At 66.1% G+C, this 15,236-nt stretch carries 16 protein-coding genes; 10 read left to right on the top strand and 6 right to left on the bottom strand.

From position 1 onward, the window contains the following. Nucleotides 1–24 precede the first annotated feature (24 nt). Nucleotides 25–978, top strand: coding sequence for a LysR substrate-binding domain-containing protein (locus N5C88_RS12545; protein ID WP_280015402.1), 954 nt, complete (start codon nucleotides 25–27; stop codon nucleotides 976–978). 35 nt (nucleotides 979–1,013) lie between these two features. Here the strand turns inward: N5C88_RS12545 and N5C88_RS12550 are convergent, their stop codons facing one another. Then, nucleotides 1,014–1,817: a LuxR C-terminal-related transcriptional regulator gene (locus N5C88_RS12550; protein ID WP_059373695.1), complete on the bottom strand. Its 804-nt coding sequence runs from the start codon at nucleotides 1,815–1,817 to the stop codon at nucleotides 1,014–1,016. A gap of 100 nt (nucleotides 1,818–1,917) precedes the next feature. On the opposite strand from N5C88_RS12550, the gene N5C88_RS12555 reads away from it, so the two are divergent. From N5C88_RS12555 to N5C88_RS12575, 5 genes are read left to right on the top strand one after another with little or no spacing between them, the layout of a single operon-like run. Beyond that, nucleotides 1,918–3,561: an FAD-dependent monooxygenase gene (locus N5C88_RS12555; RefSeq protein WP_280015403.1), complete on the top strand. Its 1,644-nt coding sequence runs from the start codon at nucleotides 1,918–1,920 to the stop codon at nucleotides 3,559–3,561. Beyond that, a complete protein-coding gene (locus tag N5C88_RS12560) occupies nucleotides 3,558–3,761 on the top strand; it encodes a hypothetical protein (RefSeq protein WP_280015404.1) in 204 nt (67 codons plus the stop codon). The genes N5C88_RS12555 and N5C88_RS12560 overlap by 4 nt, the downstream gene beginning before the upstream one ends. Nucleotides 3,762–3,791: 30 nt before the next feature. Next, the gene (locus N5C88_RS12565; RefSeq protein WP_118932619.1) at nucleotides 3,792–4,769 is read left to right on the top strand and encodes a tripartite tricarboxylate transporter substrate binding protein; all 978 of its coding nucleotides are present in this window, start codon (nucleotides 3,792–3,794) and stop codon (nucleotides 4,767–4,769) included. 8 nt (nucleotides 4,770–4,777) lie between these two features. Further along, a complete protein-coding gene (locus tag N5C88_RS12570) occupies nucleotides 4,778–5,320 on the top strand; it encodes a VOC family protein (RefSeq protein ID WP_280015405.1) in 543 nt (180 codons plus the stop codon). Then, on the top strand, nucleotides 5,317–6,336 hold the full coding sequence (locus tag N5C88_RS12575) for a fumarylacetoacetate hydrolase family protein (protein WP_280015406.1): 1,020 nt from the start codon (nucleotides 5,317–5,319) through the stop codon (nucleotides 6,334–6,336). The genes N5C88_RS12570 and N5C88_RS12575 overlap by 4 nt, the downstream gene beginning before the upstream one ends. Before the next feature lie 12 nt (nucleotides 6,337–6,348). Here N5C88_RS12575 and N5C88_RS12580 read toward each other — a convergent pair whose 3' ends face one another. The 3 genes from N5C88_RS12580 to N5C88_RS12590 form a co-directional block, all read right to left on the bottom strand. Then, entirely contained in the window at nucleotides 6,349–6,636 is a 288-nt protein-coding gene (locus N5C88_RS12580) for a hypothetical protein (RefSeq protein WP_059373689.1), read from the bottom strand. Between the two features lie 109 nt (nucleotides 6,637–6,745). Beyond that, nucleotides 6,746–7,165: a hypothetical protein gene (locus tag N5C88_RS12585; protein ID WP_059373688.1), complete on the bottom strand. Its 420-nt coding sequence runs from the start codon at nucleotides 7,163–7,165 to the stop codon at nucleotides 6,746–6,748. After that, complete coding sequence (locus N5C88_RS12590; RefSeq protein ID WP_054457561.1) at nucleotides 7,162–7,602, bottom strand: transcriptional repressor; 441 nt, start codon at nucleotides 7,600–7,602, stop codon at nucleotides 7,162–7,164. Before N5C88_RS12590 ends, N5C88_RS12585 begins: the two co-directional genes overlap by 4 nt. A gap of 104 nt (nucleotides 7,603–7,706) precedes the next feature. Between N5C88_RS12590 and N5C88_RS12595 the strand changes: the two genes are divergently transcribed. Continuing rightward, nucleotides 7,707–8,489, top strand: coding sequence for an AraC family transcriptional regulator (locus tag N5C88_RS12595; protein ID WP_280015407.1), 783 nt, complete (start codon nucleotides 7,707–7,709; stop codon nucleotides 8,487–8,489). Between the two features lie 187 nt (nucleotides 8,490–8,676). Next, a complete protein-coding gene (locus N5C88_RS12600) occupies nucleotides 8,677–9,540 on the top strand; it encodes an alpha/beta fold hydrolase (RefSeq protein ID WP_280015408.1) in 864 nt (287 codons plus the stop codon). 12 nt (nucleotides 9,541–9,552) lie between these two features. On the opposite strand, the gene N5C88_RS12605 is transcribed toward N5C88_RS12600, so the two are convergent. Further along, complete coding sequence (locus tag N5C88_RS12605) at nucleotides 9,553–10,014, bottom strand: YkgJ family cysteine cluster protein (protein WP_059373686.1); 462 nt, start codon at nucleotides 10,012–10,014, stop codon at nucleotides 9,553–9,555. Between the two features lie 239 nt (nucleotides 10,015–10,253). On the opposite strand from N5C88_RS12605, the gene N5C88_RS12610 reads away from it, so the two are divergent. Continuing rightward, complete coding sequence (locus N5C88_RS12610; RefSeq protein WP_054457558.1) at nucleotides 10,254–10,859, top strand: DNA-3-methyladenine glycosylase I; 606 nt, start codon at nucleotides 10,254–10,256, stop codon at nucleotides 10,857–10,859. 19 nt (nucleotides 10,860–10,878) lie between these two features. Here N5C88_RS12610 and N5C88_RS12615 read toward each other — a convergent pair whose 3' ends face one another. Next, on the bottom strand, nucleotides 10,879–12,801 hold the full coding sequence (locus N5C88_RS12615) for an LTA synthase family protein (protein WP_280015409.1): 1,923 nt from the start codon (nucleotides 12,799–12,801) through the stop codon (nucleotides 10,879–10,881). Nucleotides 12,802–13,147: 346 nt separating this feature from the next. Between N5C88_RS12615 and N5C88_RS12620 the strand changes: the two genes are divergently transcribed. Continuing rightward, nucleotides 13,148–15,235: an AsmA family protein gene (locus tag N5C88_RS12620; RefSeq protein WP_118932626.1), complete on the top strand. Its 2,088-nt coding sequence runs from the start codon at nucleotides 13,148–13,150 to the stop codon at nucleotides 15,233–15,235. Nucleotide 15,236: the final 1 nt, after the last annotated feature.

The raw sequence follows: 15,236 nt of genomic DNA on the forward strand, positions 1-15,236 counted from the left end.
GCGGGACCTACCGGAGCCGAATGCATGAACCTACGCCAATTGCGCGCCTTCGCGCTGATTGCCGAGCATGGCAGCATCCGAGCGGCTGCGCGTGCGCTCGCGGTGACCCAACCTGCTGCGACACGCAGCTTGCGCGAACTTGAGCAGAGCGTGGGAGTAGATCTGGTACGCCGCAGTGTCAAAGGCGTGGAGCTGACCACTTATGGCGAAGCCTTGTACAAGCGGGCGATCGTCATCCTGCAGGAGACCCGCCGGGCCCGCGATGAAATTGGCCAGATGCGCGACGGCGAGGGAGGCACTCTGAGCCTGGCCGTAAGTTCCGCGGCGCTGGTCGTCGTGCCGGACGCGCTTGTGGCTTTCCGCGCGCGCATGCCGCGGGTGGCCGTTGCGTTCAACGAAGTGGGACCACCCTACAGCCACGAGCAGTTGGATTCAGGCCGCTATGATTTTCTTGTGCAAACGGAATACGACGGGGAGATCAACGATGGCTTCGCGCATCGGCCTCTGTTCACCCTGCCGCTTGCGATAGGCGCGCGCCTAGGCCATCCACTGCGCCGGGCCCGTAGCTTGACTGAATTACACGACGCACCCTGGTTGGTGCCGGGAAACACGGGAGCTCCCGCGAACCTGGTGAAAATGGCTTTCGCCACTCACGGTTTACCCTTGCCGCGCGACATCATCTCTTGCCACTCGGTAGCCGTCGCGCTGGCCATCATGGCAAAAAGCGATGCGCTGGGCATTTTTGTGCGCCCGCTGTTTGAACACGAGCTGCTGCCATCGCACATGCGCATGATGCAATTGACGCATGAGCTTCCCTCCGCCCGCATCTCGATTCTTGCTCGGAAGGAGTCGCCACCTACGCCGGCGGCCGAATGCTTCATCGAGTGTCTGATTGAGGCTCGCGACGCCATGGTTGCTTCCAGCAAGGCGGGGAGGTCGAGGCGGAAGGTTCGGGCTCCTGGAGTAGAGCACGACTAGCTTGTTCATGATGACGACGCTCTTGTCGACTCGATTCAGCGAGTCGGCCGGCCTCGTCTTGGCACGCTCGCTCCCAACAGCACCATGAGCTCCCGATGGTTGCGCACCCCCAGGTGCTGGAAAGCCCGATAGCGGTACGTCAGTGCGGTGGTTTCCGACACGCCCATTTCGCGCGCGGCCTCCTTGGTGGTCAGCCCGTCCAGCACATGGGTGATCAACTGCCGCTCCCGTCCGGACAGCTTGGTCATGAGCTGAACCTGCAGCGGCTGGTCCGCGGGCGCGCGCCGGGTTACCTGGACATGGCGCATGACCGCTGCGGCAATCAGGGACGCGTGTTGCGACATGCGTTCGAAGTCCTTGGAACCGTAGTCCGGATACGAAAAGTTCCGGTGCAGGCTGACTGCGACCCGGTAGCCGTCGGGAAACACGGCCAGCAGCGACATGCGTTCGCGTATGCCAGGGTCGTCGTAGCACACGCGGCGGTAGTGGGCATCGGCAACCTCTTTGGCGAATTGATGCCCGATCCAGAGTTGGCGCGCCTTGGCGGGTTTGCGCCGGGATAGCCAGACCATGTTGGAGTCCTGCTTGTCGAAGCCCAGGCGCAGGTACTCGATGGCGGTCAGCGTCGCGACCTCGCCGATGGCGCTGGCGCTCGAAACGGCTTCCACGCGCCCGCTGCTGCGCAGTGCGAACACCGTGCAATGGCTGGCGGGCAAGGTCGTGCCCAGCGCGTCCAGCACCCCGGCGGCGAAGTTTTCGGCGCCGATTGCATTCATCAGTGCGATGCTCAGCGCCTGGCCCGACGGAAGGGGACGCGGCGGCAGCGGCAGCAGCTTCATAGCGGGTTAGTCTGTCCTGATTAATTAGGACATATTAACCAGTCCGGCCCCGCAGAATATGACGCAAGCCAATACGGGCTTTTGATGACAGGACTTGCGCATGCCCTTAGAAAGAATCGGACCCTTCGAGTACCGGCGCTTCCCGCCGTCGCTGCCCCGGCTCAACGCGGAAGGCGGTGAGGCCCGGCCTCATCGCGTGCTGATTGCGGGCGGCGGTCCGGTGGGGCTGGCGGCCGCGCTGGGCTTGGCCCGACTGGGCCTGGACAGCGTCGTGATCGAGGCCGACGACTCGGTCTGCGAGGGCAGCCGGGCGGCCTGTATCTCGCGCCGCAGCCTGGAAATCCTGGACCGCCTGGGCGTGGCGCCGGCCTTCATGGAGAAGGGCCTGGCCTGGACCCGGGGCCGCAGCTATTACGGCACCGAGGAAGTGCTGGTGTTCGACATGCCGTCGGCGCCGGGCGACAAGTACCCGCCGATGATCAATTTGCAGCAGTACTACATCGAGCAGTTCCTGCTGGACGCCATCGACGAGATCAACGGCCGCTTTCCGGGGCGGGTGGATATCCGCTGGGCCAGCAAGGTGGCCGAATGCCGTGCCGACGCTGAAGGCGTGAGCTTGCGGATCGAGAATCCGCTGGGCAGCTACGAGACGCGCGCCGACTGGCTGCTGGCCTGCGATGGCGGCCAGAGTTTCATACGCTCCAGCCTGGGGTTGGAGCTGAAGGGTACGGGCTATCAAGGCCGCTATGCGATCGTCGATATCGAGCTCGCCAGCGAGTACCCAGCGCAACGACGCGCGTGGTTCGACCCGCCCTGGGCGCGCGGGACCACCATCCTGATGCATCGACAGCCGGACAACATCTGGCGGGTGGACTATCAACTGGCGGCCGGCGCGGATGCCGCGCAAGCCCTGCAGCCGGATCAGGTGCGGGCATTCGTGCAGACGCATCTGGACGCCATCGGCGAAGGACTTCTGCCATGGAAGCCGGTGTGGACTTCGGTGTACCGCGCCGGCGCGATGACGTTGGACGCCTATCGCCATGGCCGCATTCTGTTCGCAGGCAACGCCGCGCATGCCATGCCGATTTTCGGCGTGCGCGGCTTGAATTCGGGTTTCGACGACGCCGACAACCTGGTCTGGAAGCTGGCGGCCGTGCTGCAAGGCAAGGGCACGGATACGTTGCTGGACAGCTATTGCAGCGAGCGGCGGCAGGCGTTCCACATCAATGCCGAGAACGCCATGCGCAGCACCGAGTTCATGTCGCCGCCGCATCGCGGCTTCGATCTGATGCGCGAGGCCAGCCTGTCGCTGGCGGGCCGGCATCCGGGCATTGCGCGCCTGGTCAATCCGCGGCAGACGCGAGCCATCGCCTACGCGGGATCGCCCTTGTCGACGGATGACGAGGACGGCGGCGATTGGGCGCCAGGCGCGCCGCTGGCGGATGGCGGGACGGAGGACGGTGGGCACCTGACCGATCTGCTGACCCCCGGCAGTTTCACTTTGCTGGCGTTCGGCGGCTGGCCGGAACAACAGGCCTTGGAAGCGCTGACGGCTTCGCCCGAGTGGCGGTTTCTGCCTTGCCGCTGTGCCGCGCCAGCGGCGCACGCGGAGTCGCCGCAGGCCGGCATGGCCTACCTCTTGCGGCCCGACGGCCATGTCTGCGGCCGGTGGCGCTCGCCATCGCTGGATACGGTGCTGTCCGCCATCGAACGCGCCTGCGGGGCGCAAGGAGCCATTCAATGATTGCCGACGCCGCGGTCCAGGACCGCATCTATGCGCGCTGCAGCAATGCCATCGCAACCGCCGGGCGCGGACGCGAGTCCCTGTTTCTGGCGCGCCTGGCCCTGCTGCTGTTCGAGCAGGTCCAGGACGAGCAGCGTTGCCTGGACGCCATCGAGCACGCTTTGCGTGACCTACCCGATCCCTCGCTTTCAGCCGACTGATCGGCGACGACCATTCCAAAGGAGACAGACTTGAACCGACGCCATTTTCTCGAGGCGCTGGGGGCCACGGCCCTGGCCGCGGCCACGCCGCTGGCCCGCGCCCAGGCCAAGTATCCCGACCAACTGATCAAGTGGGTTGTGCCGTATCCCGCGGGCGGAGGCACCGACAACCTCGCGCGCACGCTGGCCGAGTCCATGCGCGCCGCGCTGGGCCAGCAGATCATCATCGACAACCGGCCGGGCGCCGCGACCAACATCGGTGCGGAGCAGGTCGCCAATGCCAAGCCCGACGGCTACACCGTCATGTCGGCGGACAACGGCGTGCTGGCCTTCAACGAACACCTGTTCCGCAAGCTGGCCTTCAGTCCGGAAAAGGACTTCACGTATATCGGCGCCATTGGCAAGTTTCCGCTGGTGCTGGTGGTGAACCCGGCGTTTCCCGCTGCGGATTTCAGGGCGTTCATGGAGCGCGTGCAGGCGGAGCCGGGCAAGGTGGACTACGCCTCGGTCGGCAACGGCTCGCCGCATCATCTGGCCATGGAACTGTTCCAGAGCCGCACTGGCGTGCGCCTGACGCACGTGCCCTACCGCGGCGCCGCGCCTGCCATGCAGGACGTGATGGGCGGGCAGGTGCCGGTGATGTTCCTGGATCTGGCTTCGGGAGCATCCATCATCAAGGCCGGCAAGGTGCGGCCGCTGGCCATCGGCTCGCAGGCCCGTTCGCCGTTGCTGCCGGAGGTGCCGACGCTGGCCGAACTGGGCGTGCCGGACGCCGAGGTGTTTGCGTTCCAGGGCATGCTCGGCCCCAAGGGCATGCCGGCGCCAGCGGTTGGGCGTCTGAACCAGGAATTGAATGCGGCGCTGGCCAATCCTGCGGTGGTGAAGCGCTTTGCCGAGTTCGGTTTCGAGCCGCTGCCCGGAACGCCCGATGAGTTCAGGACCCTGGCGCGTGCCGAATCTGCCCGTTGGGGCGAAGTCATCCGCGCCAACAAGATATCGCTCGATTGAGGAATCGCATGGACCATACTGCCGCCCGTCCCGTGCAGGGACTGCATCATTTCGCCTGGCGCTGCCGGGACGCCGAGGAGACCCGGCGCTTCTACGAAGACCTGTTGGGCTTGCCGCTGGTGCACGTCATCAAGAAGGACTCCGTGCCCAGCACAGGGGAATACTGCCCCTACGTGCATATTTTTTTCCGCATGCGGGACGGCTCCTGCATGGCGTTCTTCGACTTGGGCGACCAGACCGCGGCGCTGCCGTCGCCGAACACGCCCGGATGGGTCAATCACATAGCCCTGCGGGTGCCGCAGCGCGACGATCTGCTTGCCATGAAGGCCAGGCTGGAGGCTCACGGCGTGGAGGTGGTCGGCGTTACGGATCACGACAGCTACATCGAATCGATCTACTTCTTCGATCCCAACGGCCTGCGGCTGGAGCTGACGGTCGAAGTGGCCGCGCCGGAAGCCGTCGAAGGTTACGTGCGGGAGGCCCGCGCGGCGCTGGACCGCTGGACCGAGGACAAACGCGGCGCCGCGGCGGTGGCGGGGAGGCTGGCATGAGCAAGCTTGCTTTGCCATTGCGCGTGGCAACGCGCAGGAGCGGCACGCGTGACGGCGAGCTGATGCTGGTGAGCCCGTCGGGCCTGCGATGGATATCCGCGGGGAGCTGCGCCGCTACGCTGCAAACCCTGCTGGATGATTGGGACGCGCTGGCGCCGCAGCTCGCCCGCCGCGCGCAGGCGCTCGACGCCGCCGAGTGGGCGGGAGCGGGCGCGTTCGACGCCAGCCAGTGCATGGCCCCGTTGCCACGGGCCTATCAGTGGGCGGATGCCTCCGTCTACCGCAATCATGCGCGCTTGATCTACCAGTGGCGCCGGGAGCCAATCCCGCCGCGCTACGAAGAGGAGCCGCTGGTGTACCAGGGCGGGTCGGACGTGATGATCGGGCCGCAGGACGCCATCGTGGCGATCGACGAGGCCCATCAGGTCGACCTGGAAGCCGAGGTCGCCGTGATCACCAAGGATGTGCCCATGGGCACTGACGCTGCGCGGGCGGCCGATCTGATCGCGCTGGTGGTCCTGCTCAACGACGTGTCCCTGCGCGGGCTGATTCCGGGTGAGCTCTCCAAGGGCTTCGGCTTCTACCAGAGCAAGCCGGCGACCAGCTTCGCGCCTATTGCGGTGACGCCGGACGCGCTGGGCGCCGCCTGGAAGGATTGCATGCTGGACCTGCCCGTGCGCATCGAAATCAACGGCGAGCGCTTCGGCGAGCCCCACGCCAATAGCGAAATCGTCTTCAACTTCGCCCAGATCATCGCGCACCTTGCCAGAACGCGCAGCCTGGCGGCGGGCAGCATCGTCGGCGCGGGGACCATCAGCAATGCGGATCCGGGCGCGGGCAGCGCCTGCATTACCGAGGCGCGGGTCCGCGCCCAGCTCGGCGGTGTGCCCGAAGCGCAGCTGCCGCCCTATCTGCGGCATGGCGACCGCGTCCGCATCTTTGCGCGCGGACCAGATGGCGAGGCGCCGTTCGGCGCCATCGACCAGCGTGTGGAAATCGCGGGAAGCGGGCGCTGACGGTTGGGGATTTCAGGACAGGGTGCGCGCCGGCATGGCCGACAGATCATGCAGATTGAGGCCGCAGCTGCGGGCGCGCTCCGCCATCAATTCACTGTGCGCCAGGGCGCGCCGGCTTTCCTCCAGCAACACGTCGAGCTGTTCCTGCAGGGTGGCCGCCATGGTCCAGGAGCGTTCTGCGAACCGGGCCGAGAAGCTGTCGGCACAGGTCTTGCAGATGGCTGCGCCGTTTTGTTCAAGCAGCGGGGCGCCTTGCGCAAGCGTCGATTGGCAAAAAATGCAGGCGAGTGCGCGGTTCATGCTGGGCGGCCGGTCCTGGGTTGAGGGGGCGCGCTACCCGGCGGGTACCAGCGCCTTGACATCAATGGACAACGGCGCTGGCGGCCAACTCTTAAATCGACGGAGCCCTCTAGTCCACGATAAAGCCCCCCGGGCCGGACTGGCCGAGCAGTTCACGGGCGCATTGCGCCGCCTGGCCGGCGGTGGCCACGGCCAGGAATGGCACGCCGAAGGCGCGGGTCATTTTTTCGCCGCGTTTGCGGATCTTGTCCAGCGCTTCGGCATTGCCCTCCACGGCGATGAAGGCCCGGCAACGGGCCTTCAGGCGCGGCATGTTGGCGGTCTGCCATTCGATCATGGCCTTGCGGTCGGCCTGGCCGGCTTCCTGCCGCATGTCGGGTACGACCATGACGAAGCTCTGGGGGTTGTCCACCAGCATCTCCATTTCGCGTATCCAGCTGGCGGAATAGCCGTCGGGCGCGCCGCCATGCCTGGACGTGACGATGGGAAACTGGGATAGGTCGTGGAAGAAAAACTGTTCGTGGTTCATTCGAATTCTCCGTGAGGAAGGGCGGCGGCGTTCTTGCCGCAGCCGCAGTGGCCGTAAAGCACCAGGCTGTAGGAGTCCAGCAGGAAGCCGCTGCGCTTGGCGATCTTCCGGACCAGCTGGCCCATGGCCGGGTCGCTGGACTCCAGGATCCGTCCGCAATCGGTGCAGACCAGATGGTCGTGGTGTCCCTTGTCGTTGAGCTCGTACACGGTGGTGTGGGCGTCGAGCTGAGTTCGTTTGAGCAGGCCGGCGCCTTCAAGTTGCGTGATGACGCGATAAACCGTGGCCAGGCCGATGTTGCTGCTGTCCGAGAGCAGGTTGCGGTAGATGTCGGCGGGACTCATGTGCAGGCCGGCATGTTGATAGAAGAGATCCAGGATCTTCATGCGCGGGAAGGTGGCCTTGATGCCGGCATGGCGCAGTCTTGAGTGGTCCATGGGAGGTTTTCCTTGCGTGGCTGATATCCAGGTGAGAATGATGTACATTTCCAACTGGGCCCGCTCACCGGAAACCGTCAACCTGTAGCTCAAACCTGCCAACCATGCTTCACGTGGCCGTGGCGCCTCCCCTGCCGGACGTATTGCTGACGCCGTTCAGCGTCCAGGGACGGCGTGAATCCAAAGGCATTGCCGTACCTTCTCATGTCCATGACGAGGGCATGCTGGTGCTCGTGCACGAAGGGCTGGTACTGGTGCAGGCGGGCGCCCAGGTTTGGACGGTGATGCCGGGCAGCCTGGGCTGGATTCCGCCGGGCGTGCAGCACGGCGCACGCTGGTTCGGCGAAGCGCGCGGGTCCTTCCTGTATGTGCGCCGCGATGCCTGCGAGCGCCTGCCGGACCGCTGCCGCTCCTGGCCCGCGTCCAGGCTGATCGAAGCCCTGATGGAGCGCTTTACCTCGGTCCAGCCGAACACGACGTTGTCTCCCGCTTACCAGGAACAGTTGTTCGACGTGCTGCTGGAAGAACTCAAGCAGCGCGAGCATGAACCCGTGCTGTTGCCCATGCCTGCCGATCCGCGTTTGCAGGATCTGGCCAATACGCTGCTGGACCGGCCCGATGACACCGCCGGCATCGATGAGTGGGCGCAGCGCCTGAGCATGTCCTCGCGCACATTGATGCGCCGCTTCCGCCAGGAAACGGGCGTCACGCTGGGGCAATGGCGCCAGCAGGCGCGCTTGTTGCGCGCCTTGGAGCTGCTTTGCCGCGGCGGCTCCGTCACCGAGGCCGGCCTCTCTGTGGGTTACGAGAGCACCAGCGCCTTCATCGGCAGCTTCCGCGCCGCCTTCGGCGTGACGCCCACGCGCTATCTGGCTGAACGCGAGTAGCGCGGCCCCGGCCCGCGGGCTTTACGGATTTTCACGGTTCTCCGACAGTTTTGCCGATCTTCCCGGACACCCCCTGCCTAGTATGACGCCAGGGTCGGACAGGCCTTTTCGTCCTGCCCGCCATGCTTCAGGGGTGTTTCATGAATGACTTGTTTTTATTGGCGTTGCCGCCGGCCAGGAGCGCGCCGTGAGCCAGCAACGCGTTGGCGCGCTGCTTATTCACGGCTTGGGCGGCACCGAATTCGACATGGGCGCCATGCACAAGGTGCTGGCGCGCGCCGGGGTCGAACCCCACGGCGTGACCTTGCCCGGCCATGCCGGTTGTCCGGAAGATCTGCTTGATGTGACGGTCGAGGACTGGATGGCGGTGGTCACGCAGCGCTATCGCGAACTATGCGCGCAATACGAGGTGCTGCACGTGATCGGCATGTGCCTGGGCGCCTTGCTGGCGGTGGAGCTTTGCAAGCGCGAATCGCACGCGCGCGGCGCGCTGGTATCGCTGTCCGCGCCAGTGTTCCTGGATGGGTGGAGCACCCCCTGGTACCGGGCCGTGCGCTATCTGGCGTACCGTCTGCCGGGCCTGCGGCGGCGGATCCGGGTGCGCGAGGAAGATCCATATGGCGTCAAAAGTGAACTGGTGCGCGCCTTCATCAAGGCAGGCTTTGCGCGCGGCGACGGGTTCCATTACCAATGGGTGCCGCTGGCCTGCGTGCGCCAGGTGGACCGGCTGCGCGCCATGGTCCGGCGCGGGCTGGAGCGCATGCGCTGCCCGACCCTGATCATGCACGCGGAAGAGGATGAACTGACCAGCCCGCGCTCAGCCCGCTTCCTGGAGCAGCGCATTGCCCGGTCGACGGTGGTGATGCTGCAGGACAGCTATCACATGATCTGCGTGGACCAGGAGCGCGAACGGGTGATGCGCAATGTGCTCGGCTTTCTGGGCAAGGATCCGGACATCGTCCGCATACGCAAGCGGGTTCCGGCGCCCGCTGCCGACGTTTGCTCCGGGCAGGCGATGCTGGCGCAGGCCAGCCATTCCTGCGCCGGCTGAAAACCCGCTGCCTCAGGCCGCGGCGGGCTGGTTGGGGTGCAGGGGGCCTTGCGGGTCGTTCTCGGCGTCCGGCCGGGGCGGCACCGGGGCCAGGCCCAGCGCCAGGCGCAGGCGCTGGCAATCGGGATTGGGCGAGCCGTCCGGCATCCAGATGTCGAATTCCCGGCATGGCGTGGGGCGATTTTCATAGATGGCGCAATGAATGCCGGGCTGGCCGAGTTCGCCACGCAGCGAGATGCAGCGGCCGCCGCCGGTTTCCGTACCCTTCATGCAGGCGCGCAGCGGGCTCATCTGGGTCACCAGTTCCACCGGCACATGGCCGCCGTTCTCGCCGGCCAGTTCGCCGCAATAGAACGACACCCTGAAATGCGCACAGCATGCCCCGCAGTCCAGACAGGGGTTGGCGGCCGGGTCATCGCCAGCCAGGACGGCAGGCGAGACGAAGGAAATGAGAGAGGACTCTAGCAGGGACATGGCGCGCGGAAGGCTGAAAACCTGTCCAGGCCCCGGCTGGCTTGCAAAACGGGCCGCATGACGCAGACCCCCCGTACAGCGCCGGGACGCGCGCGGACAGGGCCGGCGCGGGATCAGGGCTGCAAATAGTAGCGGGATATGATCGGCGGCCGCCATGCTTTTTTTGCGCATGGGCGGACTTTTATCGGGGACGTTGCTGCGGTAGCATCGGTAGCCCCGATAGCGCCCAGGAGCCTGCCTTGAACGCCAATACCGAATCCCCCGACGGTCTGATCCGTTGCGGCTGGGTGGACACCTCCGCCGAGTACATGGCCTACCACGACACCGAATGGGGCTACCCCGAGGGCGACGACCGGGCGCTGTTCGAGCAGCTTTGCCTGGAGGGATTCCAGTCGGGGTTGAGCTGGCGCACCATCCTGTCCAAGCGCGACGCGTTTCGGCGCGGCTTCGCCAACTTCGAGCCCGCGAAAGTGGCGCGCTTCGGCGAAAAAGAGGTGCTGAGGCTGCTGGACGACGCCGGCATCGTGCGCCATCGCGGCAAGATCGAAGCCGTGATCAACAATGCCGCCCGCGCGCTGGAAATGATCGAGCGCGAAGGCTCGCTGGGCGCCTACCTGTGGCGTTTCGAAGCCCCGAAGGGGGCGCCGTCGACCCGCGGCGCCTCGACGTCGGCGCAATCCGAGGCCTTGTCCAAGGCGCTGAAGAAACTGGGCTGGAAGTTCGTCGGGCCCACCACCGTCTATGCATTCATGCAGTCGGTGGGCATGGTGAATGACCACAGCCCTGATTGCCATTGCCACGCCGCCAGCGAGAAAGCCCGCAAGGCATTCAAGCGGCCGGCGTAGCGGCCGCGGGGCAGGGGGCTCAGGCGGCAGGCCTGTCGCCGGGGGCGGATGATGCGCCAGCCTGTTCCGGCAGGCTGTAGCGGCCTTCGCGATAGGCCCAGCTGGGCCATAGCGCGTGCGCAAGCGCCTCGGCGGCGAGCTCCGGGTCCAGCGGCACGGGCGCGTATTCCTCGGGTGCCGTGTAGCGATATTGCAGCGGCGTCTTGTTGGGCGCCATCACCAGCAGCTCGTCTTCCTTCAGATAGCCGTAGGTGTTGTCGTACTGCATGATCGCCCGGCCCGGCGTGCTGCGGGTGAGGTCGTGGCCGATCATGGGGTGCTCGGTGTCCACGCCTATCAGCGACAGCAGGGTCGGCGCCAGGTCGATCTGGCTGATCAGGCGGTCGTCGCGGCGCGGCTCGATGCCGGCGCCCAGGATCACGGCCGGAATATGGAAGTGGCGCACGGGCACCAGGCTGGCGCCGAAGACGCGGGAATCATGATCCGCCGCTATCAGGAACACGGTGTTTTCCCAGTACGGCGAGGCCTTGGCGCGTTCGAAGAAGCGGCCCAGCGCCCAGTCGGCGTAGCGCACGGTGTTTTCCACGGTGGCCGGGTTGCCGTCGGTCTGGATGCGGCCTGCCGGGTACTCCCAGGGCGAATGGTTGGACACGCTGAAGGCCAGCGTGAAGGTGGGCTGGTCGCCATCTTCGCGCAGTAGCCGATCCAGCTGATTGAACATGTCTTCGTCCGACGCGCCCCAGGTGCCGACAAAGGCCGGGTCCACGAAATCGGGCCGATCCACGATCTGCTTGAAGCCGTTGCCCAGGAAGAAGCCCTTCATATTGTCGAAGTGCGATTCGCCGCCGTAGATGAAGCGCGAATGGTAGCCATGGCGTCCGAGCAGATCGGCCAGCGAGAAGAAGCCGCGCTGCGAGCGCGGCAGCTTCAGTACCGCCTGGGCGGGAGTGGGCAGAAAGCCAGTGACCACCGCTTCGAGCCCGCGCACCGAGCGGGTGCCGGTGGCATAGGCGCGGGTGAAGGTCCAGGCCTCGCGCGCGAGGGCGTCCAGTTCCGGCGTCAGGTCGGCGCCGCCCAGGCCGGCGCAATATTGCGCGCCCAGGCTTTCTTCCAGGATGATCACAAGGTTCAGCGGCCGCGCCGTCTTGCGCGTGGCCACCTGGCGGTGCAGGCTGGGGTAGTCGGGGTTGGCGGGCGGGTTGGGCAGGCCGGCTTGGGCCAGCACCGTCGCGTGCATTTTGTCGTCGTCCATGCCGCCATATACGGCCGAGGCGGACTTTTCGTTCTTCATGCTGTAAATGGCGTAGAACACGTTGTAGAGCGAGTTCAGCGCCAGCGTGTTGAGCATGCCGTCCGAGCTGTAGGCGACCGAGGACGGGTTGATCGGGCGGTGGCCCAGCGTGCCGCGGATGGCCAGGATGACGATGGCGAGAATGGCCAGGCTGGCCAGCGGCATCTGCCACCAGCTCAGTTGCGCGTCGGGCTGGGCGTGGCCGAACAGGCCGTAGGCACCCCAGCCGATGAGGGCCACCACGGCCAGGCCGCCCACCAGCGCGCCCTTGTAGCCGCGCCAGAGCATGCCGGAGACTTCGCGCGGATGCTTCAGGTATTCGACGAACAGGCGGTTGGGGCGGGAGTCGTATTCCAGGATGAAGGGCGGGGTGGCGACTTCCAGAAAGGCCAGCAGGATGAAGGCGACCAAGTACCAGTAGCCGGCCAGCGTGGCGGCCAGCGGGATGTGGCCGAACAAGGGCGACAGCACGGCCGGCAGCGCCGCCAGCACGGCGATCTGGTGCGCATCGATGCGCAGCCCTCCCAGCAGCAGGGGGATCAGCCCCCCGGCATCGCGCACGCGCTTGGACTGCCAAGCGGCGAGCGCCAGGCGACTGAGCGTCAGCAGCGCAAATGCCGCCACCACGAAAATCAAGGTCGAATGCCGCATCGGGCCTCCAGGTTGTTCTGCTGCCCGGTCCGAGGGGCCGGGGTCTGTCGTTCAGGCATTTGAGCGTTGCCGGCGTCGAAAATTCGGTAGGCGCCGATGCCTGGGTCACATTTCGCCGCGCGGAGCTATTTCGTTTTGTAACCGGCCGCCACGGGGCCAGGCACGCGCCATGCTGGGCAAACCCCGGCTGGCGCGTGCCGGGTGGCGCTGCGTGGAGAGCCTGGCGAGGAAAAATCCGCACACATTATGGGGCCGGAAAGCCTGGCCGGCGCCGCAGGCCGCGATACCCTTGACGGTAACGAGGGCCGGCAGCGGTACGCCGGCCGCAATGCCAAGGATAATAACCATGACGCGCTCAGGAAAAATAGCGATCGGGATTGTAGGGGGAGCGGCGCTCCTCGTGGCGGTACTGGTGGCCGTGATCGCCACCTTCGACTGGAATCGCGCCAAGCCTTTCATCAATGAGCGGGCCAGCGCCGCGGTCGGGCGCTCCTTCGCCATCAACGGCGATCTCAGCGTCAAATGGACGCGCGAACCCGACGAGGGCGGCTGGCGGGCCTGGGTGCCATGGCCGCATGTCATTGCCAACGATATCTCCGTGGCCAATGCGCCCTGGGCCAAGGCGCCCCAGTTCGCAACCCTCAAGCGCGGCGAGTTCAGCCTGGCGCTCCTGCCGCTGCTGCGCCAGCGCGTGGTCATCCGCCGCATCCAGCTGACCGAACCCGCCGCCGATCTGCAGCGCCTGGCCGACGGCCGCGCCAACTGGGAGTTCACGCTGCCAGAAACCGGCGAGCCTTCGCCCTGGGTGCTGGACATCAATGAGATTGGCTTTGACAAGGGCCGGGTGGCGCTGATGGACGAAGTTCTCAAGGCGGACCTGACCGTGCTGGTCGATCCCCTGGGCAAGCCGGTGCCGTTCGCCGACGTGGCCGGGGCAGCCTTTGCAGCGGAAGAGGGCGGGGCCGCACCGTCACCGCGCGACTACGTATTCGGCTGGAAGCTGGACGGCAAGTTCAAGGGCCTGGCCACCAAGGGCGAAGGCAAGGTCGGCGGCATGCTGGCCCTGCAGGACGCCAGGCAGCCTTTTCCTGTGCAGGCGGACGTAACCATCGGCGGTACCCGGGCTTCAATCGCGGGAACCTTGACCGATCCGGTCAACCTCGGCTCGCTGGATCTGCGTTTGAAGCTGTCGGGCGCGTCCATGGCGCAACTATATCCGCTGACGGGCGTCACGCTGCCGGACACGCCGCCGTATTCCACCGACGGCCACTTGGTGGCCAAGCTGCGTAATCCCGGCGGGGCGGTGTTCGACTACAAGGATTTCAACGGCAAGGTGGGTAACAGCGATCTGCATGGCGACATCAGTTTCGCATTGGGCATGCCCCGGCCCAAGCTGACCGGCAAGCTTTCCTCCAAACAGTTGCGCATGGAGGACCTGGGGCCGCTGATCGGCGTGCCATCGGGCAAGGTTGCGGGCGCCGAAACGGACAAGGCCAAGGACGCGCCGGCCAAGCCGAAGGGGGGCAAGGTGCTGCCCACGCAGGCATTCCGTACCGACCGCTGGCGTGACATGGATGCCGACGTTGCGCTGGATGCCGGCCGCATCGTGCATGACAGCAAGCTGCCGCTGTCGGACCTGTCCGTGCACCTGGTGCTGCAGGATGGCAAGCTCACGCTGGAACCGTTGCGCTTCGGCATGGCTGGCGGCAATATCAATTCGACCATACGGCTGGATGGCTCCGGCTCGACCCTGACCGGGCGTGTGGACATCAGCGCGCGCCGCTTGCGGCTCAAGCAACTCTTCCCCTCCACCGCCGCCATGCAGAAAACGCTGGGCGAGCTGAATGGCGACATGGCGCTGAGCGGCGCGGGGAACTCGGTCGCAGCCCTGCTGGGCACCGCGACGGGCGATGTGAAGATGCTGGTCAACGATGGCGTCATCAGCCGCAGCCTGATGGAGATCGCGGGACTCAACGTGGGCAACTACGTCGTCTCCAAGCTGTTCGGCGACGACGAGGTGAAGATCAATTGCGGCGCGGCCGACCTGGAAATGAAGAACGGCGTGATGACGCCGCGCGTGTTCGTGTTCGACACCGAGAACGCGCTGATCAGCATCACTGGCACGGCTGACTTCAAGAACGAGAAGATGGACCTGGACATCACTCCGGACAGCAAGGGCTTCCGCATCTTCTCGCTGCGCTCTCCCTTGTATGTACGGGGCACCTTCGGCTCGCCGGACGTGGGGGTACATGTGCTGCCCCTGGCGGCGCGCGGCGCGGGCATGGTGGCCCTGGGCGTACTGCTGACGCCGGCCGCCGGGTTGCTGGCGCTGGTTGCGCCCAGCACCACCGACGACAATGCCTGCGGTCCCTTGCTGAAGCAGATGCGCGTGCCGCCCAAGGCGCCGCCGCCCGCTCCGTCCAAAGGCAAATAGA

This window comes from Achromobacter sp. GD03932, assembly GCF_029839485.1.
GTDB lineage: Bacteria > Pseudomonadota > Gammaproteobacteria > Burkholderiales > Burkholderiaceae_B > Achromobacter > Achromobacter bronchisepticus_A.

Coding starts and splice junctions, on each gene's coding strand:
- N5C88_RS12545 (WP_280015402.1), top strand. CDS start 25: ATGAACCTACGCCAATTGCGCGCCTTCGCGCTGATTGCCGAGCATGGC.
- N5C88_RS12550 (WP_059373695.1), bottom strand. CDS start 1,817: ATGAAGCTGCTGCCGCTGCCGCCGCGTCCCCTTCCGTCGGGCCAGGCG.
- N5C88_RS12555 (WP_280015403.1), top strand. CDS start 1,918: ATGCCCTTAGAAAGAATCGGACCCTTCGAGTACCGGCGCTTCCCGCCG.
- N5C88_RS12560 (WP_280015404.1), top strand. CDS start 3,558: ATGATTGCCGACGCCGCGGTCCAGGACCGCATCTATGCGCGCTGCAGC.
- N5C88_RS12570 (WP_280015405.1), top strand. CDS start 4,778: ATGGACCATACTGCCGCCCGTCCCGTGCAGGGACTGCATCATTTCGCC.
- N5C88_RS12575 (WP_280015406.1), top strand. CDS start 5,317: ATGAGCAAGCTTGCTTTGCCATTGCGCGTGGCAACGCGCAGGAGCGGC.
- N5C88_RS12580 (WP_059373689.1), bottom strand. CDS start 6,636: ATGAACCGCGCACTCGCCTGCATTTTTTGCCAATCGACGCTTGCGCAA.
- N5C88_RS12585 (WP_059373688.1), bottom strand. CDS start 7,165: ATGAACCACGAACAGTTTTTCTTCCACGACCTATCCCAGTTTCCCATC.
- N5C88_RS12590 (WP_054457561.1), bottom strand. CDS start 7,602: ATGGACCACTCAAGACTGCGCCATGCCGGCATCAAGGCCACCTTCCCG.
- N5C88_RS12595 (WP_280015407.1), top strand. CDS start 7,707: ATGCTTCACGTGGCCGTGGCGCCTCCCCTGCCGGACGTATTGCTGACG.
- N5C88_RS12605 (WP_059373686.1), bottom strand. CDS start 10,014: ATGTCCCTGCTAGAGTCCTCTCTCATTTCCTTCGTCTCGCCTGCCGTC.
- N5C88_RS12615 (WP_280015409.1), bottom strand. CDS start 12,801: ATGCGGCATTCGACCTTGATTTTCGTGGTGGCGGCATTTGCGCTGCTG.
- N5C88_RS12620 (WP_118932626.1), top strand. CDS start 13,148: ATGACGCGCTCAGGAAAAATAGCGATCGGGATTGTAGGGGGAGCGGCG.